Below are 26,738 nucleotides of genomic sequence, written 5' to 3' on the forward strand. Positions count from 1 at the left end.
TATTGCGATACACCTTCTTTTGTGAAACAAAAACATTTAACAATGCAAAACACCCAATAATGCCAAACCTGATTGATGAAAACTCCGTATTCTGCCCTTTCGAGGAATCTGCAGAAATCAACCTGCTGGCCGGTGGACTTAGTTTCTCTTTAAAAGGTGAATTACATCCGCTTTGCCTTTTGGCAGCAAGTAAACTGCAGTTTCATTTAGCACATCAGAAGGAATGGATACACAATTTTGGTTTGCTTAGCGGTGCCGAAGGAATGGTAATTGGAAAGATGTTTGGTATATTAATAGTTAGAACTGAGGAAGGCAAACTAGGATATCTGGCTGCCTTTTCAGGTAAACTAGCCGGCAGAAATCATCATGCTAAATTTGTGCCGCCAATATTTGATGGTCTGGAACCTGGTGGCTTTGTAAATGCAGGGATGGAAAAACTTACTCAGATTAACGAGAAAATCAGTTACCTGGAATCATTTAAAGACGAGACTCATATCAAAGAAATCCAGCTTTTAAAAGCGCTAAGAAAAGGCCATTCTAATGCATTACAAAGTAGAATTTTTGAGCAATACCATTTTTTAAACAGAGCTGGTGAATCCAAGAGCTTAATTAAAGCTTTTGCGCATACCCCTTCTGGAAAACCGCCAGCGGGTGCCGGGGAGTGCGCTGCGCCTAAATTATTACAATATGCTTTTGCCAATGGAATGGAACCACTTGCTTTGGCAGAATTTTGGTGGGGGTTGTCTCCTAAATCGGCAAATTGGAAACACGGGCACTTTTATGCCCCATGTATCGAAAAATGTGGACCAATACTGGCCCATATGCTTAATTAATAGATACGTTGCTTATTTTTCGTTCTTAGCAAAACATAATAGAACAGAAATGTTTCTGCATCTTTGTATTGTTTGTTTTTATCACATTTAAATAAAAAGAAAATTAAAAGTTCATTAAAGATAAAGATAGTATTGCTGACCTCATTTATTGGCGTTCAGGCTTATAGTTATGGACAAATTAAACCTTTGTCTGATTCACTTAAAACCGACACGACAATAAAACAATACGATATTGGCGATTTAGGTCGCAGTATTTTTAGTCCGGGTAAACCACCCCAGCCAGCTCAAAATAAATCGGGCATTACTCCTATGCCCAGCATTGCCTACAATCCTAGTATAGGTGCTCAAATTGGACTTAAAGCAGTTGTAGGTAAGGTATTGGGGCAAGAACCTAATACATTAATGTCGGTAGCTGCAACATCAGCTTCTATTACAACCAAGGGGATTATTTATTTTTACCTGAGTCACAATGTTTACACGCCGGCTAACAGGTGGAACTTACAAGGAAGTTTGGTTGCCGCCAAAACCGTTACTCCTGATTTTGGATTAGGGATTGGCAAGGTCTCAACCGGAACTGAGCAGGAACTGATATTGTCTAATCCTGAGCGTAAAGGTTATGCAATTCATGGCGAATATTATAATTTCAGGGAAAAGGTATATAAGCAAATTATAGATCGCCTTTTTATAGGAGCTGGTGCATCATTTGAAATCCGCAGAAAACTAGAAGATCCAAACAATCCAAATGGCTCAACGCCGTATCATATTTATAATCAGATACATGGTTTTGATAAAGATCATTACATGGCTAATGGATTTTTATTAAACTTACAGTACACCACACGGGATAATCAGAACCGTGCCTATAAAGGGATATATGCAGACGTTGGGATTCGTGCAAATCAAAGCTGGATAGGAAGCACAAAAAATGCGGTACAGGTAACAACAGATTTTAGAAAATACTGGAGCCTTTCGGCCAGAAATCCGGAACATGTAATTGCATTCTGGAATTGGGGAGCTTATTTAGTAAGCGGTACACTACCCTATCTGGAACTTCCAGGAACTGGAAAAGATGCAAATTTTAGAAGTGGCAGAGGATATACAATCGGTTATTTTAAAGGCACTCAGTATTGCTATTCAGAGATAGAATACCGCTTTCCTATCACAAGGAACGATTTTATAAGTGGGGTTACTTTCATTAATATTCAAACTGCCAATGACCTATCTGGTACAAAGCTGTTTCAACAATGGCAACCCGCTGGTGGGGCTGGTTTGCGTGTATTGTTTAATAAGGCCACACGAACCAATCTATGTTTAGATTACGCATTTGGTAATTTTGGTGCAAAGGGATTTTTTCTGGGTTTAAACGAGGTATTTTAATAAAGGCGTCTTTTAGACACCTTTATTCTGATCCTATTTAGCTGGAGTAATCACTATCTTTTTAAATTCAATTGGGCCATGATCTCCCTGGATATAGATTGGTCCCGGTTCACCTTCATTGCTATCTAATGCACCACCGGTAATTCCCGGGATTTCCTGATTGGTGATCACAGTTTTTCCATTGACAACTACTGTAACCATTCTGCCGATTAAAGTAATATCAAAAGTTTGCCAAGTATTAGGCCCTAATGCATTGATCTCGCTAGGTGTTAGGAATCCGTAAATGCCACTAAACAGCACGCTTGATGGATGTTGATCTTTTGAGCTATCTTCTATTTGAACCTCATGTCTGCCTCTTAAATACACACCGCTATTGCTTCCTTTTTGGTATCTAAATTCAACATGCAATTTAAAGTCAGTAAATTTTTGATCAGAAATTAGGTTAGCACCTGATTTTGGGCTGGTTAAAACACCATCTTTTACTATCCATTGGTTTTCTCCCATTGCTTTCCAACCGGCTAAATCTTTCCCGTTAAACAGGTTAATGGTTTTACCCCAAACCGGAGCAGCGATTCTCTTTAAATATGGAGCCTTTACTCCTTTCCAATTGTATTTTTTGCCTTCGTTTGTGGTAATTGTTCCTTGAATTGCGTCCCCAGTTACTTCACCTTCAATAACAAAATCCTGACCACCATCTTCCCATTGAGGAGGAATGGTGAAACTGAACTTGCCATTGTCGAAATTTACCTTTGCTACCGGACGAGCGCTTCCGCTAGGACCAACATAATAGCCTACCAATGTTTTTAAGCCTGATAGTTTTACTTCTAACCACGATGGTGCTGCTTTTCCGTTTTCATCAATAGTGATATCCCAACGGCCAATTAAATCTTTAGAACTTACTTCTGTTTGAACGCTAACAGGCATATTTTTTCCTGACGCTAAAAGAGATTCAGCAGAACCCAGCATCAACAAACAACTCATACCAAATACAAAGAGATTTTTACGCATAATTTTCTTTTAATAACATTAATACTATTTATTTTAAAGTTAGCTGAAAAAATTAAGCTTTTAAAACATGGTGATTATTCCTGTATAAACTCATGGCTTAGCCAGAAAGCAAGAATCGGGTTGAATGTGTTTGATTTTACCAATTACTTTGTCTTTAAATACTGAAATATGAAGTCGATAAGTGAACGAATAGCTGGAGTTAACTGGCCTAAAATAAGAGTTGAGCTGCATGATAAAGGCTTTGTTGTGATAAAAAATATACTTGCAAAAGCGGAATGCGCAGAATTGATTGATGATTTCAATGCTGATAATACCTATCGGAAAACGGTAAATATGGAACGTTATCGATTTGGATTAGGAGAGTACAAATATTTCAGTTACCCATTGCCTGCAATTATAACTGAATTACGGGAGAACATATATCCGCAAATTGCCCCTGTTGCCAATAGCTGGATGGAAGAATTAAAATTAAATACCCATTTCCCCTCTGCCCATCAAGAGATTAAACAAATATGCCATGATCATGGACAAACAAAACCAACAGTACTGATATTAAGATATGGCGAACGCGGATTTAATACGCTTCATCAGGATTTATATGGAGAGATTTATTTTCCAATGCAAATGGTTCTTATGCTTGATCAAACAGACGAAGATTATAAGGGCGGCGAATTTGTGATTACCGAACAGATTCCAAGGGCACAATCGAAGGTAAATGTATTAAAGCCCGATCTTGGTGATATGATTATTTTTACAACTAATTTTAGACCTGTTAAGGGAAGCAAGGGCTATTATCGCGTAAACATGAAACATGGGGTAAGTCCACTGCACAGTGGAAACAGGCATAGTCTCGGTATCATTTTTCATGATGCGTTAAGTTAATTGTGTTTAAAAGCTTAACAAAGACTATCTTCACAAAGTTAATTAATAGACCTAAAAACCAAATATTTGTGACCGAAGAAATTAAACAAGCCTACCCCGAGGCTTACTTAGCTATAGATGTAGCAACAAAGAATACCGAATTTTCAATGGCATCTGATGTATTAACTTGTTCCTTGTTAAGGACATTAGCAGGTACAAAACCAGGTGGCAGGTTTTTAGAACTGGGAACCGGAACGGGCCTGTCAACATCCTGGATTTTGGATGGAATGGATAAGGAGGCTACCTTAATCTCCATTGATAATGACCCTAATTATTTATCGATAGCATCGCGTTTTCTTGGCCAGGATAAGAGGCTTGGTTTGGAATGCATTGATGGCGGTGAATGGGCCCGGCAAAATAAAGACCTGAAGTTTGATTATATCTTCGCTGATACATGGCACGGGAAATACTTAATGCTTGATGAGGTGATTAACATGTTAAAGCAGGGTGCATTTTACATTATTGATGATATGTTGCCGCAGCCAAATTGGCCTGAGGGCCATCAAGAAAAAGCAATTAAGCTAATAGAAGATTTAGAAAAAAGGAATGATCTGCTTATAACCAAGCAATGTTGGGCAACAGGAATTGTTATTGTAACTAAAAGATAACTAATTTTAGAGGTCGTCAGTAAAATGGCGTTTCTCTTTTTCATTTGAGAACTTTCGCGCATTGTAATCTGCTGATTTGTTTCTGGCAATAGATAAGGTTTTCCACTCTTCATTTTTTCTCATTTTGGCTATAAAAACGATCTGGCCAATATGATAAGGATAATGAGCAAGCTGTCTGTTAATGGCTTCGGTAACAGTATGTCCATCATTTCTGATATAAATTATCGCATTTAGATCTTCATCGCTAAGCTGATTAATGGCATTTAGCAGGCAACCCCATCCCTCAGTCCAAAGTATCATTAACTCTTCCTTGCTTGTTATTTTATGTTCAAATTCATTATCTCTGTTTCGCCAGGGCTTTTCTCCATCTGAAGTTAAAAAGTCTGTGAATCGGGATAACATGTTTTTTGATAGGTGATTAACTATAGTTGAGATGCTGTTGCTTTCTTCATTGTATTGCCAGAACAGGTCTTGCTCTTGCAATTGCTCCATTGCTTTTTCTCCGAGTTGCTTATAGTAGAGAAATTGCTTCTTTACACTTTCCAGATAATTGTCCATTCTTTTTAAGTACTCTTCTTAGTTGCTAAATAGTTTATTAAGATCAGCATATGGTTTTGCCTCATTAGCAAAGCTGAATGTTCCTTTTTGAAGTATTTCTTCAACTGCTTTAAAAAAACCACCATAGGCAGCTCTAACTAAAGAAGAACCCATACTTACTCGCTTTACACCTATATCTTCCAGCATATTAAGTGAGAAATTGCCTCCTGCTAATCCCATGATTACGTTTACAGGCTTGGGTGCAACTGCTTTTACAACTGTTTCTATTTCCTCTTTAGTTTTTAAACCTGGTGCAAACAATACATCGGCACCTGCATCTGCATAAGCAACAAGCCTTTTAATGGTATCTTTTAGATCAGGACGTCCGTGTATCAGGTTCTCTGCTCTTGCTGTTAAAGTGAATGGATAAGGTTGGCTGCGTGCAGCTTCAACTGCGGCTTTTATACGTTCAACAGAAAGTTCAAACGGATAAATCGGATCATTAAGATTTCCGGTGGCATCTTCAATAGAACCACCAGACAATCCTGCGTTTGCAGCAAGCCTGATTGTTTGTGCACATTTTAAAGGATCATCGCCAAATCCATTCTCCAAGTCGGCGGATACAGGCAAATCTGTGATATTAATAATACTTTGTATGTTCTGTAAAGTTTGCTCGCGAGTAATAGCGGCATGTCCATCTGGCTTTGCAAGCGAATAAGCAAGACCAGCACTTGTGGTTGCAAGGGCTTTAAATCCTAGGGTTTCTAATATTCTGGCTGAACCTGCATCCCAGGGATTGGGAATTACAAATATACCAGGTCGTTGATGTAAGGCTCTAAACTCTTCTGCTCTTGATTGGAATGAATTTTCTGTTCTCATACTGGTACTGTAAAATGCTCGTGCATAAATTTAATTATTTTATTTCACGCAAACCAAACCTGTCTTGATTTGCGTAAGTATGCTATGAATGACGACCTTACCTTTTTGGACAACCCCGTTTAGATTGCACGCTTAGACTACACGCTGCATATGATAATAAGTGCTTCCCATAAATGGTCTTTCGTTCATGATCTTAAAGCCTAAATTTGTATAGAGTCTTTCGGCATTAGGATTATCCTTGCTTACCAATAGCCCTGCTTTAGTGTGTTTTGTGCCAGTCAATTTCTCTACCATAGCATTGATTAACTTTTTGCCAATACCTTGCCCCTGTTTATCCGCTGCAACACTAATACAGTCGATATAGAATTCGCCTGGGTGGGTTTCATCTTCGGGGATGCCTTTAAAATCATATGATGATGCAATATAATTCAGGAAAGGTGACCTGAGCAGATTGAGGTCTGCCCCATCGTAGCCACTAATAACTCCGCAGATATCCGATTCGTCTTCGTATACAAGCATATTTTCATAACTGTACTGATTACCGCGCAAGCCTACAAAATATTCAAATAAGGGTATGGCCTTTAAAGGATCCGATTGTCCAACAAATTTTGATGCCAGATCTTCCATCGCACGAATAATTAATCTGGCTATCTGAGGTGCATCTGTGGCTAGAGCTTGTTTTATCATTTCATAAAATTAAGTATTTTTTTGTGCTGAATTCTAGTAAGAGCATCTATATTTGATAGCATCGTTTCTAAGCGAAACAGAATAAATCAAACACATAAATGAATAATAAAATAATTGCAGGTTCCTTGGCTATTGCATTTTGGCTAAGTACATTTTCGGGCATTGCCCAGGTAAATTCTAATAATAAATCTGAGCTGGCTGCTACCCCTCCTATGGGATGGATGACGTGGAACTACTTCGCAGATAAGATAAATGAAAAAGATATTAAGGAGATGGCCGATGTAATGGTCAGTTCAGGAATGGTGAAAGCAGGCTACAATTACCTGATGATAGATGATGGCTGGCAAGGTGGTAGAGATAACCGTAATCAAATTATTGCTGACCCTTTGAAATTTCCATCTGGTGTAAAATCTCTAGCCGATTATGTGCATGCAAAAGGAATTAAATTGGGTATTTATTCTGATGCGGCGCAGTTAACCTGTGCGGGTTATACGGCGAGTTTGAATTTTGAAGAGCAGGATGCTAAAACATTTGCCTCTTGGGGTATTGATTACCTTAAATATGATTATTGTGATGCGCCAGCAGATTCTGCAACGGCTGTTATGAGGTATAAAAAAATGGCCGATGCATTAAGGAACAGTGGTAGAGAAATTGCACTCGGCATTTGCGAATGGGGTAATAGAAAACCATGGCTTTGGGCAAAAAATGCCGGAGGGCAATTATGGCGTACTACTGCAGATGTGCGTGATAAATGGGCTGCATTAAAACCATGGAAAGATCCTAATGATTTACATAGCATAGGTGCCGGAATAATGGATATTGTTGATGTAAATGCTGATCTGGCTCAATATGCTGGTCCGGGTGGCTGGAATGATTTTGATATGCTTGTAATAGGCTTAAATGGTAAGAAAGGACCGTCGGGAGACTTAGGTGGTAAAGGTTGCTCAGAGACTGAATACCAAAGCCAAATGAGTTTGTGGAGTATAATGACTGCTCCTCTGGTAGCTACTAATGATTTACGCATTATGAGTGAGGCAACTAAAAGAATTTTGTTGAATGAAGATGTTATTGCGATAAATCAGGATCCCCTTGGTAAACAAGCAGAACGTAAGATCAATAAAGACAATTGGAATGTTTTTGTAAAACCGCTTAAAAATGGTGATTACGCTATTGCTATTTTGAATCGTGGAACATCTGCTGAGTCTCTTAGTTTGAATTGGAGGGATTTAGGGCTTGATGGTTCTTATAAAATTAATGATCTATGGCTGCATAAGGCTATTGGTAATGGCAAAAAATGGAGTGGTAAGGTATTGAGTCATGAAACTAAGTTGTTTAGGTTGAGTAGTACTGGTAAGTAAAAAACCCTTTGAAACGACTTCTTTGAAACTGCGCCATCTCGACAATAGTAGAGATCCCTTGATTATATTCGTTCAAGGGACCTCTCCTATCGTAGAGATGACGTGTATACCACCATGCGGCGCGTGATATATGTCATAACCACTTTTTTGTATTTCTAATGCTGGGCTGGTGCTCAGCAAATGACAGCTGCAATAATACCTATAACGACTGCTTTAGTTACCAATTCCTATAACTTTATAAGTGATGTTATCGCCATCAACTATTTTCTCGTAATAAACACCTTCTTCAGAAACGTAATATTGTGATCCTTTGATCATCACGTCTCTTGTGCCTTCAGGCAACTGATTTACAACATCTCCTACCTGAGGTAAGTTGCTGATATCATCGGTAACAGCACCATTGTCGGTATCTAATACACCATCTTTACCTGCCACAACATAAACAGTTTTACCATCAGCATCTACAGTTGTACTGTAATAAACCCCTTTATATTCGTAGTAGGTTTGGCCATTAATAGTAATCTGTTTTGCTTCGGAAGGGATACTTGGTACCTGAGCGCCTACCGGAGGTACAACTACTTTATATCCCTGGTCGTATTGTCTGTAAAAGAATCCTCCTGAATAGTAGAATTGATCAGCACCAAAATAGAATGGATAATATCCATAAGGCAATACACTTAAACTGATGCCTAAAAATGGTCTGTAGTAATTATGATAGTATCCGTAGTAAGGTCTGCGATAAGAATAACCTGGTCTGTAGTGGTAACCTGGGCGATATCCTGCACCTGGTCTGTAGCCATAACCAGGTCTATTACCCGGACGACTTGGTCTGTAATCAGGGCGTGAACCACTGCCTATTGAAGGCCTTGAAGGTCTTGTGCCCCCAGATATATTTCCTTGGGATGGTCTTGATGGCCTGATGCCCCCAGATATAGCTCCTTGAGATGGCCTTGATGATCTGCTTCCCCCACCCGCTGATACATGGCTGCCACCGCCACCACTACTGCCACGAGAAGATCTTTGTGCTAAAACGTTGTTAGTTGTTAATCCACTGATCAGGATTATAGACCCAGCTATAATTAATGATTTAAAATTCAAGGTTTTCATAATATATTATATCTATATACAACCATAAGACATAATATAAACGAAAAGGATTATTTCCTATTAATCAATTGCTTTAAACTGACAAATTAATGATAATCCAATTCGTTTTTCTCCCCCTCTCTAATTAAAATTCGCCTTTAATTTCCCAGCCTTTTCTATATTTCCGACGGAGATATTTATTAGCTTCAGGATAATTTGAGAATTTCATATTCGCTGCATCCCACTGTAACAGTTGATTAGGAACCCGAATAGCCACAGTACCAAGAAGTATGGCTTCTGTCATTGGCCCTGATTGCGCAAAGTGCGATTCGGTTTTCTCTCCTCCTAAGCAAGCATCTACAAAGTGATGGTAGTGATTACGACTCTCTAATTTTTTGAAAGATGTGTCCTTGAATTTGGCTTCGGGCAAAAGCACAGGCATTTCACCGCCATGAGGTGTAAGAAGAGCACCTTCTGTACCAATAAGCATTGCACATTCGCCTGGGTAATTTTGTAAAGAGTAAAGTGCCCGAACTTCTTCGGGTGGGTAAATCTCTCCATCAAACCATTCAAGTGTTAATTTATCAGATGCTGTATAAGAATTGCCAGGAAAAATCCAGGTCATATGATCTCCTTGTGGCCAGGTATCTCCTCTGCGTTCAGCGGAGTCTTTCCAGCTTTGCTGAACTTCAGCAATTACAGAAATGGGCGCTTTAAGGCCTAAGCCTTTCCATACGGCATCAAATATATGGCAGCCGATATCTCCAGACCAGCCGGTACCAAAGTCTTGCCAGGCCCTCCATTTGGCGGGATGATAGATACTAGGTGCATAGGAACGCACCGGTGCTGTGCCAATCCATAAATCCCAGTTTAGATTTGCAGGCGCCTCTTGAGTTTCTGCAGGCCTGGGACCAACCAAACGATAGTCTGCTATGGCTCCCGGACGATTGGAACATAAATAAGCATGTTTAATTTTGCCAATTACCCCATTCTTTATCAATTGCACTGCCGTACGGTCGCAACCGGTTGATGCAACCTGGGTACCCAATTGGGTAATTACCCCTTTTTTAATCGCAATATTTGTTAGAGATCGCACCTCAGCAACATCATGGCACATTGGCTTCTGGCAATATACATGCTTTCCTGCTTTGATGGCCTGATAAGCAACAGAGAAATGTGTATGGTCTGGTACTGTTACATTAACTGAATCAATATTTTTTGCCTCATTTTTAAGCAATTCTCTCCAATCTGTATAAGTCCTGACACCAGGAATGCCTGCAGCTGCAGCTTTTAGAATATCACTGTCTACATCACAAATGGCAACAATCTCCACGTCAGGATGAGATTTGAAATTACCAAGGTCATGAGCCCCCATCCCACCCACTCCAATAGACGCGTGTCTCAGTTTACGGACTGGAATTTTTGCAGAAGCAAAAGAGTTCATTAAAAATGATGGCACTATGGCTGCCGCTGCGGCCGACATCAAGAAATTTCTACGAGAAACTTGTGGTTTTTGTTCGTTCATCTCCATAACAGATATATTTGGTTTAAGCTATCAATTGGTTATTAATGGCTTACGAACAAATATAAAAGAAAAACACATACTTGTGTATACAAGTTAAAAGAATTTTTTTAAGGTACTGTTGTAGGATTCTACTGATTTATTAATCTTTTAATCTGTCTTCTGTGACGGAGTATGTGAACAATTGCATGCTCTAGCATTTGTTCAATATCATATAACTGACCCCATCCAGATAAAATCTTCTGGTCATTTCTAAGCTCTTCAAGTTCTTCATCTTTAATTGTACTGAGCTGCAATACATTAAAATTGAATACCTCATCCAGATCTTTAATATATGCTGTAGTGGAATTACGGAAATGCTTTTGAGGGCGCTTTAGCAGCACTGCTCTACGTATCATAATTTGAACGCAATAAGAATAACTTGAACTAACCACATGAGTAAGGATTGTTTGAATTGATCTGCAATTGAAATCGGCTGTATGAGGGTCTTTAATGTCCACAAGGTCCATGTCAGATATATCTTTAATTACTGACTTCAACTCATTTATGGCTTTTTCATATTCATCAAGCAATGCCCCCATTGCTCCGGCTCTATAATTTAAATGCATATAATTTTGCTGTAAAGGACTAATTTAGTTAAAAGAATAATATTTATCTATTTACCTTTATTTCCTCTATGATACATCAAAATCTCCTCTTAATTCTTGCGCTATTTTTTGCCATGGCGTTACTTTACCTGTTAAGTCAGCGCTGGAAAATTTCTTATCCTATTTTTCTGGTAATAGGAGGTTTAGCAATTAGTTTTATTCCAGGAGTGCCATCAATAAGTGTACATCCAGATATTGTATTTCTTATTTTTCTTCCGCCACTTTTATTTGAAGCCGCGTGGTATACTTCCTGGAATGATTTCTGGAAATGGAAAAGATCAATCTTTTTGTTGGGTTTTGGACTGGTGTTAATTACCTCGTTGGCTATTGCTTACTTTTCTGTAAATATTATTCCTGGATTTACACTTGCATTCGGTTTCCTACTTGGAGGAATTATTTCTCCTCCCGATGCTGTTGCTGCAACATCAGTATTGAAAGGTTTAAATATGCCCAAAAGAGGCTTAACGATTTTAGAGGGCGAAAGTTTGGTTAATGATGCCGCTTCCTTAACTGTATTCCGCTTTGCAATTGCTACTATTCTTACCGGGCAATTTGTTTTGCGGGAGGCAGTGACGGATTTTTTTGTGTTAGCACTTATGGGGGTAGTTGTGGGGCTTTTTATTGCTCATATTCTGTATTTTGTATTGAGGTATTGGGCTAAATCGTCGAGCATTACCACCCCGATTACATTAATTGCACCGTACCTGATGTACATTGTTGCAGAAGAGTTTCATTGGTCTGGTGTTTTAGCAGTAGTAAGCGGCGGTTTGTTTCTTTCATTCCGCTCTAACGATTTCCTTAATTATCATACACGTTTACAGGCCAAAGAAGTATGGGCGACAGTAGGCTTTTTGTTAAATGGTTTTGTTTTCATTTTGATTGGTCTGGAGTTGCCCGTTATCGTTGAAGGATTGGAAGACTATTCGATGGAAGAGGCCATCAAATATGGACTTATCATCAGTGCCATAGTGATTGTTGTTAGAATCATTCTGGTATATGTGGCCGGATTTATTCCGAGGTTTATAAGTGCAAAAATAAGAAAGAAAGAAAAGAGCCCGGGTTTAAAGCTGCCTTTTATTATTGGTTGGGCCGGAATGCGTGGCGTTGTCTCTCTTGCATCCGCACTCGCAATTCCTTTAACTTTAAATACTGGTGAAGCATTTCCTCATCGCAATATGATTCTCTTTATCACATTTATTGTAATACTAGTTACGTTAATTTTTCAGGGATTAACATTGCCTTTGTTCCTGAAGTGGTTAAAGATTGAAGAAATAGATGAGGGGTTACCAGAAGAGGATCAGATTGAATCCATACGCATGCAGCTTGCCAGAGAGTGCGTTGATCATCTTGATGCAAAATACAGCCGTGAGATGGGGCAGTTTGAAACAATCGCCAGAATTAAAGAGCAATTGGAACGAAGTATCAGGGCAACTGAACGTACATTGCTTGAGCAAACTCAAAAGGAAGAAGTTGGCTCTGTAAGAAAGCTCTACAGAAAGATCATGCTTGAGTTGGTTACACTAAGGAGAGCTGGCCTTAAAAGACTCAAAGCTACTAAACAGTATGATCATGAAGTGCTGCGTGACATGGAAGACAACCTGGATCTTGAAGAGGCAAGGTTAAACAAACACTAGTTGAGTTGTATTATTCTTCTATAACTATGTGAGATTTATCAACTCCAAGATTTTTAAGATTATCGATCATTGCTGCGGTAAATGCATCGGGCCCGCATATGTAATACCATTTGCCTGGATCACCGGTGTGTGTTTTTAGAAGATTCTGGTCAATTATTCCACTTTGGGTTTCTGGATCTAGTGGATCTTTTAAAACGTCGATGTAATTGTCACCAAGTAAATATTTTAACTCGGTTTTGTGTATGATATCCTTCTCATTATGGTTGGCAAATAGTAGTTTGTTCCCAGACAAGGCGTTATCAAGTTTAAGCTGTCTGAGTATTGCTAAAAATGGAGTGATACCTGCGCCACCTGCAATAAATACACCCGGACCTTTATAGTTTATGGTTCCAAACACATCGTGGATGATCAATTCATCTGTAGGGTTTAAAGCAGATAGTTTGTTTGTTAAACCATCATGATCTTTATAAATCTTGATGGTAAACTCAAGGTATTCTGCCTGATTAAGAGAGGTAAAAGTAAATGGGCCAATTATTGATTTTAGTGCTGGTTTGTTTATAGCTACATCTGTAGCCTGGCCAGGTATAAAAGTGTAGTGGGCTGGTTTTTCGACGGTAAACCGTTTTACATTATGCGTGATATTTTCGACGCTCAATATTTTAACAATGTGTTCATTTGTGTTAACAGGCTCTTCCATAGCTTTGATTGTTTACTTATTTTAGAGATGCGCCAGCGTTAAAGGGTTACAAAAATTATGTTGCTAATGATCAAGATAAAAAGAATTTATGATCTTCCCTTAAAAGATGACGGTTATAGGATTCAGGTTAATCGGTTATGGCTAGGTTGATTAAAAAAAGACATGTAAATACGCAAAAAGCATATATATTTGGGCTCAAATTTTAGAAATACATTTTTTATGGCAAAGGCATCCGAAATTAAAGTTGGAAATATTTTACGTTTCAATAACGAACTGGTAACAGTTATAGAATTCTTACACCGTACACCTGGTAAAGGTGGCGCTTTTTATTTAGGTAAATTTCGTAATATTAAAACTGGAAGAATTGTTGAAGCCCGTTTAGGAACTGATGAGCAGGTTGAAATTTGTCGTGTTGAAACTAATGATTTCCAGTATTTATATGAAGAAGGAGATTACTTTGTGGTAATGGATAATGTTAGTTTTGAACAGTTTAATGTACCTAAATCACTATTTGGACCATCAGCAAAGTTTATTAAGGAAGGAATGGATGTAATTGTTTCTTTTGAAAGTGAAGAACCTATTATCGCGCAGGCTCCAAACTTTGTAGAACTGGAAATTACTTATGCTGAGCCGGCAGTTAAAGGTGATACCTCTTCTGGGGCCTTGAAGTATGCTACTACTGAAAATGGAGTAGAATTGAAAGTGCCTTTGTTTGTGAACCAAGGAGATAAGATAAAGGTGGATACACGCACCGGAGAATATGTTGAGCGCGTAAAATAAACCCTGAAGTTTTTCTTTATAAGAGGCTAAAAAGGCTTCAGCTGATATTCGATCAGGCTCTTGGTACATGCTGATCGAATATCATTTATTCTTGATTTTTACCCAAAAAACCATTCAAATACTCAGAGCATGTATTTGATAACTAAAGGGCTCCATTCACTTGTTTTTCTGGAAATATTAGCGATCTATATTCTAATTTTAGGACATAATCTAATCACCTATTGCTATGAAAAATATAAAATCCAAGAACAACAGGAACCCATCTGACCCTGATTTTATTTAAGCGCGCCTTAAATTGACATTGTCATCTTTGTTACCCTAAATTTATCTGCCAGTCGGAATACTAAATGTGCATAGCAGATAATATTTAATAGATAATTAATTGATTTCTCTACTAAACGAAGCTGATATGAAAGATCCTAAAACATCGTCATACTTTGATTTTTTAAAACATTCACGAAATAGGCTTGGGGTGCAATTTTCCGAAGCGGAAAAAATCCTATTGCACTTTGATAGTGAATCATTGAATAATAATTTTTTTCCTTCAGTTTATTATGTAAGTGATTATATCGAAAATTCCAACTGTTTCAGACCTTTTAGTACAAGCCATTTTTTAGGATATTCGTGCGAATTTTTATTAAAGACAGATTTTCTATTCCTAAACAGAATCAGAAACAGGGAGGATATGAAAATTTTTGATGAACAAATATTCCCAAATCAAATGGCTTTTCTTGCCAGCCGTAAGCAGGAAAAAGACGTGAAATATACTTTCACTACAAACTTCCGGATAAAAAATGGCGATGACTCATGGTCATCAGTAGTACAGTGTACCCATTATCTTTTTAATGAGTATTATAGAATGCCGATAGCGTCTATTAATTCTCTGACTGATCTCACTTATTTTAAAAATGATTCAAAAATTAATCATTTGATAGAAAGACATGAGGCGGGTGGTGAAAAATCAGTGATTGAGAACAGGTCTTATTTCCTGAAGAAAACCGAAGATATACTTAGTAAAAGAGAAATTGATGTTTTGAAATTAGCCAGCCAGGGAATGGGCAGTAAAGAGATTGCCGATCAGCTTCATATCAGTATCAATACCATTAATAATCATAGAAGAAATATGCTTATAAGGTCAAAATGTAAAAATTTCCTGCAGCTCGTGGATATTGCGGTTAAAAACGGTGTGCTTTAAGTCATAGTGTATCTGCGTGCACACCCTTCCATGTCTATAGTATAGATTGAATTGTCCGTCCAAACAGGAGTTTGTCCTGCTGAAATCGCAGGATGATATTTTTTCTTTTTAACGGCATTATAAACATCCAGTTGGTGAATGATCCTAAAATCCTCCCTGTTAAAGAAGAACAAGCGACTGTTCATAGCGGAAAAGGCGATAACCTCCGTTTCGGTAAGCAACGGTTTTGTAAATATTGACACATTTATAGCCTGGGTTATAGCGCCGGTATCAATGTAATTTAATATACTTCCATCATCAATTTTAATTTCATAATAAGAAGTTGAGGAAATGCTGGAGATAATCCCACTGCTAAATACGGACATATTCGCCGATTGAAAGCCCTTTAACACATTTGACCATATTACTTTGCCACTTTGCAAATCAATACAATACAGACGGTCATTGCTTCCAAAAACAATTTTTTCTTTAAATATCGCCACAACAGAGTTTATTCCTATAAAATATTTATCTGCATCATCCCTAAGCTCGTCTTTTAAATTAAAACTCCAGAGATGATTTCCTGTGTCCTTACCTAGCGCAAGAATAGTATGTTTTCCATCCTGAACAATTATCACTTTATCAGTCCCACAGCTACTTACGCAATATTCATCCAGCTTTACTTTCCACATCATTTCTTTCTTCTCCAGGTCGAATAGTCCGAAACTTTTTAGATCTGGATTACAAGTGACTTCATCATTATATAAGCAGCTTAGTACATCCAAACCAGTGCAACGAATTTCAGCTTGGTTAATAATTTTCTTTTCCTTTATGCCAATGGTAAAAATCTGCCCATGCAGATAAACTAAAACTGCATCCTCCATAATTATGAATTGCATATCACTGCTGTCAATGCTTTTTTTCATTGAGGGTAATGGAATAGTGGATGAGCTATCCGAGTGATGAGATAACAGAATTATTTCTTTTTTACTTGTGGCATAAATTAGATATTCAGTGGTTATCTTGGGTAAGCCAACAACATCGACAGCTATAACTTTTTCATGTAGAGGTTTATTGTTGAATCTATTACCTTCATAGGGAAGTACTCTCTCATTGCAAAAAAGATATTGATTGTAAAGCATGAGTGTAAATTAATGAACTATTACCATATTTTGTAATAAAGCGAGAATCTGACCTCTATCTTCTGCAGAAATTCGTCTGATACGGTTCAATCGACCCATGATTTCTGTAATTATATCGGCCTGACTACCTAATCTTGCGGAAAATATATACCGCATATTTCCCATTTCTCCACCTAAAAATCTATAGTCAAAAACAATTTGATCAATCAGTGATGGCATATTTCTAAAATCACCCCAGTTCTTAAATTCGAACCGAAGGGTACTTGTTACCATGTCATATCTCCTAACACGGCCCGCAACCGTTGCGATCTCTTCAAAGTTTCTTAGTGAGCGAATAAAATCGTCAGTTTGTCCAGATAAATAACGTAATGTGAATTCACCCCCGGAGAATTTATTCCTCTGAGGATGTGCTAGCTCTGATAACAGACGTGATAAATTGGATCCTGGGGGAGCATGTTGACACACTCTTTCAAGATTATGCGCCACAAGATTGAGTGCTCCTTCATCGCCGTTAGCTAGTACATTCCGGAAAATGGCCTGAAGTTGTGCTCTGGAAACACCTCCTTCTGTAATCATACGGGTTAATCCAGCCGAACGCTGGATAAGTACTTCGCCAAATACCTCATAAACATTCCTTGCTCCTATCTGTCCTGAATCGATTAAAGATTGATAAAAAGCTCGGTTAAAAGCGATGTCTCCACCAGCGGCTGCATTTCCGCGTAATAAACTGGCCAGATTAGATACTTCACCTGAGGATCTGGAAGCGTCAACAATTACTCCGGTTCCTTGCGGCAAACTTACCTCTCGCCCTACCATAGCCCTTCCTCTGCGAACGCCGGTTAATGCACGGGCCTCATCTTCAGAAATAAACGTTAATGTTCCATTGGCCATTAAAACCCATGGATTAATTTCGCCCCATAACTGGAACATTCTTCCTTCATGACTTAATTTGAATCTTCTGAACCGCACCCGTTCATAAAGTGCGCGTGAAAGTGATCGGAGGTTACGGTAACCTGCGCCAAATCTTCTGCCCAGGCCCGCCATTACTACCCTGCCACGCCTCACATAGCCCCTGGCGGCTGTACGAAGTATTGTTCTCGCTTGTCTGACTTCACCACGTACTAATGCCCGACCAGCCCTGCCCACTGCCCGAACACCTCTGCTTACCCCTCTTCCAACAGCTCGGCCTGTACCAGAAGCTATTCTCCATGCCGATTGAAGCCCTCTTTGTGTTGAACGAATGGTATCACCTAATCCAAATGTAAGTGCCATTACCAGTTCAATTGTTAATACAGCAATTGCATTTGCAAAATTCCTTGCGGCTGCACCAATTTGCCCAAGAAAAGAATTAACAGAAAACTGGGCCAGTGAGGCGGCCGCTTTTACTGCCGAAACTCCCATCATGATTGCACCAATAACTTCAAAAGCAATAGTTACTGTCCCTCCGCTTATAATTTCGAGTGCAATAAGCGCAATGATGGCAAGGACAGCTGCTGGAAGCACCCAATGCCAGTTGCAACGGAACCATTTCTTAACTGAGTTCCACATTTGACTGCGCATGTATCTTGCTCGCTGCCTTTCTGATAATGGTCCGATTTTTAGTTCTTCTGGTATCTGACCACCAGTATCTGGTTGGGTAGTTTCTTCACAGGAATCTGTTGATGAATGCTCATCTGATGTTCGGATCATTTCATTAAGCTGCTGTTCGGCAAGCTCCTGAGGACTAAGTGGCCGTGTGGGAATAGTCGGCGCCATACCTTCCGATGTTGTGGTGGGTTCAGTTTCTGTAACAGCACCCGGTTCTTCTTCTCCCTCACCAGAAGCGAGATCAGTAAGCATTGAACGAACTGTACGACTTTCATCATGAGCCTGATCATCTAATATGATTTCACCATTTGGAGAGGCCAGAAGTTGCTGTTGAATGGCAGGGTCCAATTCAAGGGTACTTACTTCATCTGTTTCAATATCGGATGCTGAAAATGTAGAACGGGAAAGTAACTCTGCTGCTCCTGGAGAAGTATCATCTTCAGAGAACGCAGGATCTACATCCTCTAAAATTGCACTGGTTCTCTCAAATGGAAGTGCAGTAGCCCCATTAATACCCAAAAGCTCACTTTGAAGTTCCAGGTCCAAATATTCCGTTGATTGTCTGACCGCTTCAATTTGGTTCCCGATCAGCTCCAGATCAAGTTCAGAGACCATTTGTGCGATTCGGTTGCTTGTTCTTATTTTTTCTTCTTCCTCTGAGTTAAGTGCAATTTCAAGATGTTCGATGATATGTTGTTTTGCTGATGGCCATGATTCTCCGAATAGCTTAAAGGTTGGCATGGCTCGCAGCAGACTGATCATTATTCCAATTATAAAATTTATAATAGGTGGTTTAAAACAATCTGGCAGAATCCTCCAGGCCCAGGCAGCTAACACTATTGGTAACAACCAGGGATTAGCAGCTAAAATGATAAGTTTTGCAACAATCACAGCATAAGGGCGAATAAACTCCCAGATATCCCTGGCTACATTGATAATATGATGACCTATCTCTGCAAGACCAGATCTGGCCCAGTTAACTGCACGGGTGATCAGACTTCCAAAACTTCGAAGGGCAGTCTGAATAAATCTGAATACCCTGATCGCACCAATCCCTTCAAGTAACCTTAGAATTGGAGCCTGCAGTGACAGTAACGTAGTTGTAAGCCAACCAAAGGCTTCAATTGCTGTGGTTTTCAAAGACTCAATCCCTTCACTGATTACATCTAGCACATTTTCTTTCAGAAATGTCCGGAAGCGAACAAAAACTTCACTGTTCCAATTTGCTCTAACCCATTGGATACCTCTGTAAATTGCATAGGCTCCGGCACCAATAGCAACAATAGGACCTAAAGGAGATAATAACAATAGAATTCCTCCAATAACCATCAAAGGAGTTTTTATTGGCTCAATAGCTTCCATGAGCCAATTCCATGCCTGCAGGGCTTTCGATTTTATCCAGTCGAGTACCGAGCCACCCGCACGCCAAGCGATTCCGAACTGTCGCATAAGCCAATTCCATGCCCTGGCAATTGTTTCGCGGATAGGTCTTATTAACTCCCACAACCAGCTTGCAGTTTCAGTTATCCAGGTCCAGACAGTACCGGCAACTGATTTAATTGCATCCCAGACTGGAAGCGCGAAATTATTCCAGAAAGAGGAAAGTAAACCTCCTACTCTTTGAAAGAAACTTTTGATTCGCTGTAGGGCGGCCCCTCCTAGCATCCTGATAAAATCAAGAATTTTTTGTGCAAGAACAGCAAAAGCATTACAGCCCCGCTCGACGCTTCCGGAAATAGTGCTGATTAACCCGGCAACAAAATCTTCGAGTATACCCTGAAGCCCTTCGGCTTGCAGTCTGCTAAATAAGCCGCCGGTTGCCGCATCTACAGCACCGGCAAGTGCATCTTTGATATTTTGAATGATATCCCCTCTCAGGAAATCAATTAAACCAGGAGCGATACGATTTATGATACTTTCTGCCCGGTCTTCAACCCACTCTACAGCAGCTGATATCGCATTTCCTGCAGCATCATAAGCTGTTTCAGCAGCATCGCCAACAGCAGAGGCTACCCTTCCACCTGTTGCATCCCAGGCATCCCCCCAAAATCCCCTTTGTATAAGTTGTGGAGATTTAATTTCAGAAATGGGAATTACGTTTCCTGGATTGGAATCTCCTTTTCTTTGAATCGTTCTTACCGCTGGAGCAAATGAAGCCTGATGATCATTCACATCATCAGGCTTCATTTTTATACCACTTCCGCCCTGCTGTAGTGTGTGAGTTAGTTCATGCGCGAGTAATTGTTTCCCATCTGAAGTATCTGGGGAGAAGTTTCCCTGATTAAAATAGATGTCACGCCCAACGGTAAATGCTTTGGCGTTCAAATCCCTCGACATATTTACAGCATCATTTCCGGTATGAATTTTTACATCGGAAAAATCATAACCAAATCTGTTTTCCATAAAGCTTTTGGTATGATCCGGAAGCGGGTTCCCGTTGTTTTTTGAAGCATTTATAAGATTAGTAGTGCTTTCACTGGCAATACCAGGTGTGGATGTTTCGCTCTTTCTTTGAATTTGGTAGGGATTTGATGGATCCCAGATGGGCCGAATGGTGCCAAAAAGATTTTCCAGATCAAAACGCAGCAGCGTCGGACTTAAAATTTTACTTGAATTTCCCATTTCATGATCTGTCCGCTCCCACCAGGTTGAATAGTCCTTTTGTAGGGAGGAATCAATAGCCATTGGTACAAGCATATTAGAAAAGAAAGTGGCATGTGAGGCTGTAGCTCCTATTGACCGAAACATTTGGAAGGAATAGTTCCAATGTGCTTCAATAGCAGTAGCATCTCCATCAGAAACCTGACCCGCGCCGCGATTCCAGAATGGACGGTTCATCGCAAACCAGTCAATTGAGGCTGAAGGTGCAGATAACCCTGATGAGAAATTCATTGGAGCCTGCGATGTAACTCCTGAACCTGCCCCTCCCGATGGAAATAAAGTTATTGCTGGTAGTGACGGAACGCGAAGCTGAAGTTCTGCAGGATTGATCAGGTGAAATGCTTGCTGGGCCGGAGGAGCAGATTCTGGTTGTGATGCTTCCTCAGTTTCATCCCGCTGAACCTGATTTTGGGAATAAGACAGTTCTTTTTTATTGATTTTTTCCTCTTCACAATGAGTACATTTTCGCTGGATAAAGGATGACTCAGGCATGCGCATAATCCTGTCCGCTATGTCATCAGCTTCTCTTTCAAGTGGGTCATCAGGTGACCCTACACTTAGTTTGGGCTGGTAGAATAACCCAGCTTCATTTTCTGCGGGCTGTAACTCAGCTGACATAACATTTTCATGCTGAGTACTGGCTGCAGCGGCTGAAGCTGGCTCTGAAATGACAACGTCTTTCACGAATTTTAAAAGTTATGGATATCGGGTATGAAAATAATCATACACATGTGGTCTTAAGGCCTTTAAAGTATCAGGCTGATTCACATAGATCGAGAATGCCTCTGCAAAATATTCACTTTCAGAAGTTTTAGTAGCTGCATATTCGCTCATCCCTTTGCCCAGGCCACCGTCTTTTTTTAATGCTTCTGTAAAAGCTCCTTTAGCCTTATCGGTGCTTAAGGCTTCACCCCCTTTTTCGCCAGGGTCTTCATTTGGCCTGAAATCCAGTGCATGGCCAAATTCATGAGCCATTATAAATGCTTTTTGTTGTAATGTTGCACTGAAGAAATCACCATAAACTGTAATTCTCCTCTTCCAATCTGTACTGCCTTTCACGCGGAACTGACTGTATTCCGCAGATTCGTTTTTTGGTCCTTTCGGACTTTGCCCCAAATGGATGGGTATACCCGTCGCCTGACTTAAAATACTAGCCGGTAATATATCTAAGGCTTCTAATACCTGATCAAATTTTGCATTGCTCATGGTGTCAGGCGGATCGCCTAATGGGTCATTTCTTACTGGAACTGCGTTTGTTATCTGATAGCTTGTTTCATATCTCTGTCGTCTTTGATCCGAAGTTTCTGTACTCGTATTTGCAGTAAAATTGCTCAGTTTTTCTACAACCAACTGAATGTTTTTCATTCTGTTGGCTCCCTTTCCGCTAGCATCGAATTCAGTTGATGTAAAGCGGACGACTGCATTTGGTCCTTTTACTTTAGTATCTGCCGGATTTGTTTCTCCACTCAGATCCAAATGCTGTACAGAAGTAATATTCGTGATCGCCGCATCTGTTGCGGCTTTGTCTAAGTTAAAATTATAAAGTATCAATGCTCTCATTGCACTTTCAACCCAGGCTTCGGTCGGATCAAAACCTTTTACAACGTAGGTAACATTGTATCCTGAACGCACATCTCTGACAATACCTTTTTGGAAAAACAAAGAAATGTTTGTTTGGAGATTGAAACCGATATCGTAATGGATACCCTGTCGTGTTGCAGTACTATACGATTCTAGATTTTGAACGGTGTCCTGTGCCGGCATGGGTGAACGTTGTATACTATTCCCATTTTGTTGTAGGGTGTGTGTTAGCTCATGGGCAAGTAAATATTTACCCTCTGCAGAGTCTGGGCGATACATGTCGTCATTAAAATAAATATCCTTACCTACGGTGAAGGCCTGTGCGTTTAGCGACCTGGAAAGCTGACTGGCATCGGTTCCTGTATGAATATTAACGTCAGAAAAGCCTGTCCCAAACCGGCTCTCCATAAAACTTTGTGTCTCTTTATCCATTTGTGTTCCAGCCCCTGTTGACGCTGCAATCTGCTCGCTTGCCTCTGCTTTTAGTTTTGGCTGGTTGTGGTAAATCAACTGATCAGTAGAATCACTTTTGTTGTCTTCATTTTGGAATGATGCAGGTTTGGGAGCATCAGTAACTTTTGCCTGCTGATTTACAGTTTCATGTGATCTGCTTGTACCTTTCATAATTTAATTATAACCAGCTTCGACCACCTCTATCCGGCACCGTGCTGGAATCTATAGTTACATAAAATCCGATTGACCATCTGTACGAATGTTAACGTCGCTAAAATCGCTACCATAAGCTGTTGCTCATAAAACTATTTGTTTTGATGTCCATTTTACTTCTGCTTTCTCGGGAAGATTCTTTTGCCTCTGAAACAAGATTGCTTACTGTTGAAGTATGGTCAGCTTTTGCCTGGATACCGGTAGTTACTCCTGTAATCAAAGGTGTTCACTATGCTTTTCCTCTTCTTCACAATGGGCGCATTTTCTTTGAATGAATGAGTTTTCGGGCATGCGCATTACCTGATCTGCAACTGCGTCAGCCTCATTTTCCAAAGGATCGTTAGGTGAACCGACTGTTAGCTTCGCCTGAAAAAAAATATCGGCACCAGTTTTCTCAGCAGCGGTGTCGCTTCCTTGTATTTCCTCTCGATCGGCTGCTACCATTGGCGTTACAACAGACTCTGGAACTGCAACTTCTTTCATAAAGTAATATTTTAGACCTCTTCTTAAACGGTTTTCCCTTCTTTTCTGAATTCTTTTCTTATGCCCTCTAGGATGTCATTCCCCCGGATGATATTTTCTTTACGGTGAAGTGCCATTAGAGATGCGTATTGAACAACATTTATTATCGACCCACCGGCCAGTTCATATTTTTCTGCAATGGTATCGATATCCAAATCCTCTTCAAGTTGTGCTTTATCACTAAACGTTTGTCGCCATAATATAGATCGTTCGTTACTTTTGGGTACAGGGAAATGAATAATAGACTGTAATCGTCTACCGAAAGCTTCATCTACATTGTTGCGCATATTAGAACTTAAAATTACTAAGCCGTTGTAATCTTCGAGGCGTTGCAACAGATAGGCAATTTCTTGATTTGCATATTTATCATGTGCATCGGAAATTGATGTCCTCTTGCCGAACAGCGAATCGGCCTCATCAAAAAATAAGATCCAGTTTTTATGTTCAGCTTTTGCGAATACTTTTTCCAGGTTTTTCTCTGTTTCTCCGATGTATTTTGAAATCACCATCGATAAATCTACCCTGTATACATCTACACCTGCCAGCTTACCAAAGAGCCCGGCTGTCAACGTTTTTCCTGTTCCTGGAGGACCATGAAATAACGCTTTGTAACCAGGTTTTAGCATTTTTTTCATCCCCCACTCATTCATTAACATGGGGCCATGCTCTAGCCAAATTTTAATTTCATTTAACTGCTGCATAGTGTGTCTGTCGAGCACCAGATCTTCCCAACCAAGCGGTGTGTTTATTCTTTTAGCCGGAAATTCTATGCTAAAAGATGGTTTGCGTAATTTACCTCCGGTAAAAAGATCTATGTATTCGTCATTGATTAACAGTTGTCCACTTAATATGGGCTCGTTTGCCGGAGATGAGCCAAGCCACAGAATATTATGAATTTTAAACAGATGGTCGGTATCAAAAAACTGTTGTACTTTAAAGCGCTTGCTTAAATCGCTACCTGCCAGTAAAAAAGAAGCGGTTTCCCCCGTCGGCAGAAAACCGCTGTGAAACGCCCCCCTTAAGCCTCCATATTCTGTTACACCACGATCTTTTAATGTTGTTCTGTTAAAAAAAACATCAAGCAATTGCGGAGCAACATGCGGAAGCAATGCTAAAACTAAAATTAATCGCTCAGAGAAGGACAGTTGATAGAATTGAATGAATTCGGTGAAAACCGATTCTTTCTGATCGGATTTTGGTGATTCTACATCGTAAATAGATTTATACTCGCATTCTTCTCCGGAATGTAGCTTTAACCTCGTTTGAAGTACTTTTTCAAACCAGTTAATTTCATCAAGCAGATCTAATGCATTTAAATGATATGCATCCTTTTTGAAAGGTTGTTCGTTTACCATTCTGTATGTATGATTTCTTTTAGCCAGGGAAGTTTAACCGTACCAATGCTCCAAGGCAAACGATCTAGCAGAATATCGACCCCTGTGCGTTCAACCTGTATCAACCACGAGCTATCTTTTTGAGTTATTTTGCCTTCACGCAAAAAAAAAGTATTCTGAAGTGCACCAACGCTTGATCCTTTTAAGGCATCCCAATAGCTTATAACTGTTTGGAGTAGTAATTTTGATTCTTCTTTTTCCTTTTTTTTCAGTTTAATACCTTTGGGAATTAAATCAGTATGCTGCATGCCACACAGGATTTTGTTCAATGGCATTTCCCATTCATTATATTTTTCGCTTCCGCATTGCAAATAATAAAGCAGAACCGCTGCGCGTAGCTGTGTATGGGCAGATATAAACCGATTCTCATTATCAACTATCCCTAAATCCTTAAAATAAGCCGGCAGAAATGGATGTAGCAGGATTAGTCCTGCATTTTCTAGATATAAACCCTCTTTCGGTTGCCGGTTGTCGGTAGTTTTTTTTTGCTGTTCTTTTTCAGGTTCACCTGTTAAAATTCTTGCATTAGCATCAACCAATTCATCGTAAACATGTTTTTGCAGATTGGACCAGGCTTGGTTAGGCATAATCTCTTGCGCCCGATTTCTAATTCCTTCCGCTGAAACAGGAAATGATCTTCTTAAATTGATCAGGAAGTTTTTGATGAGATCTGTTTCATCAACGTGGAGTGCCATAAAACCGAACAATTGCTTTAAGAACATCTTTTTGGGAATATTAAAAATCTTTGTCAAGTGACTTTTTTCCCCCAGAAGTGTGTTAATGTTTATTTTAATAGAATTATCCGGATACAAATTTCTAAGGTGACCGATGTAGACCTCAAGATCAGCACTTGTCATATAATCGCTAAAACGACTAAGTGTTCGTTCTGCTTCAGGGATGGATAGTGCCTTGATTCTGGTTAATAGTTTCAGAAAGAATCCTTTTTGTTCTTCCTCATCAAAAGTTTCAAGAACTTCGGATGGTGATTTTCTAAGCTGTTTTTCGTACCACCAGGGATAGGTTCCATTTTCAAGAAAGTACAATAAGGCAAGTTTTTTCTGGTTCTTCTCGCTATTATATGCTATCGAGGATGATGATGTATTGGTTGCAGGATTAAAATGATCACCTACAGAGAAATCTCTATTGTACGGGTTTTCTTCGAACTGTTTTTTAAGCTCGCTAACAATCTTCTCTTCTACAATTTGTACAAATCTGCTTTTGAAGTCACTTACCTGTAGATTACCTAGGTCAACCTGAATTGAGTTAATGCTTACATAACTGTCCTGACGTATGTTTTGGTGAAAGATCCGTTCATAAATTTCAGGCAGTTTGTTGCTTATAATTTCGTTTAAATATTGTTTGCATTGAAACGCAAGCTTTTCATTATCGGCCTGGAGCCTGATTTTTTGCCTTCGGATAATTACATCACCATTCACA

At 39.5% G+C, this 26,738-nt stretch carries 23 protein-coding genes; 8 read left to right on the forward strand and 15 right to left on the reverse strand.

What is annotated here, in order from left to right:
* Window positions 1-59 precede the first annotated feature (59 nt).
* Entirely contained in the window at window positions 60-833 is a 774-nt protein-coding gene (locus tag AC6CH7_RS10515) for a hypothetical protein (RefSeq protein ID WP_498262651.1), read from the forward strand.
* A 72-nt stretch (window positions 834-905) separates the two neighbouring features.
* Window positions 906-2,210 carry a BamA/TamA family outer membrane protein gene (locus tag AC6CH7_RS10520; RefSeq protein ID WP_498262652.1) on the forward strand — a complete coding sequence of 435 codons (1,305 nt, stop codon included), beginning with the start codon at window positions 906-908 and terminating at the stop codon, window positions 2,208-2,210.
* Window positions 2,211-2,243: 33 nt separating this feature from the next.
* Here AC6CH7_RS10520 and AC6CH7_RS10525 read toward each other — a convergent pair whose 3' ends face one another.
* Window positions 2,244-3,218: a 3-keto-disaccharide hydrolase gene (locus AC6CH7_RS10525; protein WP_498262653.1), complete on the reverse strand. Its 975-nt coding sequence runs from the start codon at window positions 3,216-3,218 to the stop codon at window positions 2,244-2,246.
* 168 nt (window positions 3,219-3,386) lie between these two features.
* On the opposite strand from AC6CH7_RS10525, the gene AC6CH7_RS10530 reads away from it, so the two are divergent.
* Window positions 3,387-4,100, forward strand: coding sequence for a 2OG-Fe(II) oxygenase (locus tag AC6CH7_RS10530; protein WP_498262654.1), 714 nt, complete (start codon window positions 3,387-3,389; stop codon window positions 4,098-4,100).
* Between the two features lie 68 nt (window positions 4,101-4,168).
* Complete coding sequence (locus tag AC6CH7_RS10535; protein ID WP_498262655.1) at window positions 4,169-4,747, forward strand: O-methyltransferase; 579 nt, start codon at window positions 4,169-4,171, stop codon at window positions 4,745-4,747.
* A gap of 6 nt (window positions 4,748-4,753) precedes the next feature.
* Here the strand turns inward: AC6CH7_RS10535 and AC6CH7_RS10540 are convergent, their stop codons facing one another.
* The 3 genes from AC6CH7_RS10540 to AC6CH7_RS10550 form a co-directional block, all read right to left on the reverse strand.
* A complete protein-coding gene (locus tag AC6CH7_RS10540) occupies window positions 4,754-5,305 on the reverse strand; it encodes a DUF1572 family protein (protein ID WP_498262656.1) in 552 nt (183 codons plus the stop codon).
* Window positions 5,306-5,323: 18 nt separating this feature from the next.
* A complete protein-coding gene (locus tag AC6CH7_RS10545) occupies window positions 5,324-6,163 on the reverse strand; it encodes an isocitrate lyase/PEP mutase family protein (protein WP_498262657.1) in 840 nt (279 codons plus the stop codon).
* Between the two features lie 132 nt (window positions 6,164-6,295).
* Window positions 6,296-6,850: a GNAT family N-acetyltransferase gene (locus AC6CH7_RS10550; RefSeq protein WP_498262658.1), complete on the reverse strand. Its 555-nt coding sequence runs from the start codon at window positions 6,848-6,850 to the stop codon at window positions 6,296-6,298.
* A gap of 98 nt (window positions 6,851-6,948) precedes the next feature.
* On the opposite strand from AC6CH7_RS10550, the gene AC6CH7_RS10555 reads away from it, so the two are divergent.
* Window positions 6,949-8,208: a glycoside hydrolase family 27 protein gene (locus AC6CH7_RS10555; protein ID WP_498262659.1), complete on the forward strand. Its 1,260-nt coding sequence runs from the start codon at window positions 6,949-6,951 to the stop codon at window positions 8,206-8,208.
* Window positions 8,209-8,421: 213 nt separating this feature from the next.
* Here the strand turns inward: AC6CH7_RS10555 and AC6CH7_RS10560 are convergent, their stop codons facing one another.
* From AC6CH7_RS10560 to AC6CH7_RS10570, 3 genes are all read right to left on the reverse strand, one after another.
* Window positions 8,422-9,315, reverse strand: a complete 894-nt coding sequence (locus AC6CH7_RS10560) for a DUF6515 family protein (RefSeq protein ID WP_498262660.1) — start codon at window positions 9,313-9,315, stop codon at window positions 8,422-8,424.
* Between the two features lie 124 nt (window positions 9,316-9,439).
* A complete protein-coding gene (locus tag AC6CH7_RS10565) occupies window positions 9,440-10,825 on the reverse strand; it encodes a Gfo/Idh/MocA family protein (protein WP_498262661.1) in 1,386 nt (461 codons plus the stop codon).
* Window positions 10,826-10,947: 122 nt separating this feature from the next.
* Entirely contained in the window at window positions 10,948-11,424 is a 477-nt protein-coding gene (locus tag AC6CH7_RS10570) for a DinB family protein (RefSeq protein WP_498262662.1), read from the reverse strand.
* 68 nt (window positions 11,425-11,492) lie between these two features.
* On the opposite strand from AC6CH7_RS10570, the gene AC6CH7_RS10575 reads away from it, so the two are divergent.
* A complete protein-coding gene (locus AC6CH7_RS10575) occupies window positions 11,493-13,097 on the forward strand; it encodes a Na+/H+ antiporter (RefSeq protein WP_498262663.1) in 1,605 nt (534 codons plus the stop codon).
* A gap of 10 nt (window positions 13,098-13,107) precedes the next feature.
* On the opposite strand, the gene AC6CH7_RS10580 is transcribed toward AC6CH7_RS10575, so the two are convergent.
* On the reverse strand, window positions 13,108-13,794 hold the full coding sequence (locus AC6CH7_RS10580) for an FAD-binding oxidoreductase (protein ID WP_498262664.1): 687 nt from the start codon (window positions 13,792-13,794) through the stop codon (window positions 13,108-13,110).
* Window positions 13,795-14,013: 219 nt separating this feature from the next.
* Between AC6CH7_RS10580 and efp the strand changes: the two genes are divergently transcribed.
* Window positions 14,014-14,574: an elongation factor P gene (gene efp / locus AC6CH7_RS10585; RefSeq protein WP_498262665.1), complete on the forward strand. Its 561-nt coding sequence runs from the start codon at window positions 14,014-14,016 to the stop codon at window positions 14,572-14,574.
* A gap of 685 nt (window positions 14,575-15,259) precedes the next feature.
* Window positions 15,260-15,769 (forward strand): response regulator transcription factor, encoded by a 510-nt coding sequence (locus AC6CH7_RS10590; protein WP_498262666.1) that lies wholly within the window; start codon window positions 15,260-15,262, stop codon window positions 15,767-15,769.
* Here AC6CH7_RS10590 and AC6CH7_RS10595 read toward each other — a convergent pair.
* The 7 genes from AC6CH7_RS10595 to AC6CH7_RS10625 form a co-directional block, all read right to left on the reverse strand.
* Window positions 15,766-16,674: an outer membrane protein assembly factor BamB family protein gene (locus tag AC6CH7_RS10595; RefSeq protein ID WP_498262667.1), complete on the reverse strand. Its 909-nt coding sequence runs from the start codon at window positions 16,672-16,674 to the stop codon at window positions 15,766-15,768. The two genes, AC6CH7_RS10590 and AC6CH7_RS10595, sit on opposite strands and share 4 nt — an antisense overlap.
* A gap of 225 nt (window positions 16,675-16,899) precedes the next feature.
* Window positions 16,900-21,822: an eCIS core domain-containing protein gene (locus AC6CH7_RS10600; RefSeq protein ID WP_498262668.1), complete on the reverse strand. Its 4,923-nt coding sequence runs from the start codon at window positions 21,820-21,822 to the stop codon at window positions 16,900-16,902.
* A gap of 12 nt (window positions 21,823-21,834) precedes the next feature.
* Window positions 21,835-23,343: an eCIS core domain-containing protein gene (locus tag AC6CH7_RS10605; RefSeq protein ID WP_498262669.1), complete on the reverse strand. Its 1,509-nt coding sequence runs from the start codon at window positions 23,341-23,343 to the stop codon at window positions 21,835-21,837.
* Window positions 23,344-23,452: 109 nt separating this feature from the next.
* Window positions 23,453-23,605 carry a hypothetical protein gene (locus tag AC6CH7_RS10610; protein WP_498262670.1) on the reverse strand — a complete coding sequence of 51 codons (153 nt, stop codon included), beginning with the start codon at window positions 23,603-23,605 and terminating at the stop codon, window positions 23,453-23,455.
* Window positions 23,602-23,868, reverse strand: a complete 267-nt coding sequence (locus tag AC6CH7_RS10615; RefSeq protein WP_498262671.1) for a hypothetical protein — start codon at window positions 23,866-23,868, stop codon at window positions 23,602-23,604. Before AC6CH7_RS10615 ends, AC6CH7_RS10610 begins: the two co-directional genes overlap by 4 nt.
* A gap of 23 nt (window positions 23,869-23,891) precedes the next feature.
* Window positions 23,892-25,262 carry an ATP-binding protein gene (locus AC6CH7_RS10620; protein ID WP_498262672.1) on the reverse strand — a complete coding sequence of 457 codons (1,371 nt, stop codon included), beginning with the start codon at window positions 25,260-25,262 and terminating at the stop codon, window positions 23,892-23,894.
* Window positions 25,256-26,737 carry a contractile injection system tape measure protein gene (locus AC6CH7_RS10625; protein WP_498262673.1) on the reverse strand — a complete coding sequence of 494 codons (1,482 nt, stop codon included), beginning with the start codon at window positions 26,735-26,737 and terminating at the stop codon, window positions 25,256-25,258. Before AC6CH7_RS10625 ends, AC6CH7_RS10620 begins: the two co-directional genes overlap by 7 nt.
* Window position 26,738 lies beyond the last annotated feature (1 nt).

This window comes from Pedobacter sp. GQ55, assembly GCF_059758925.1.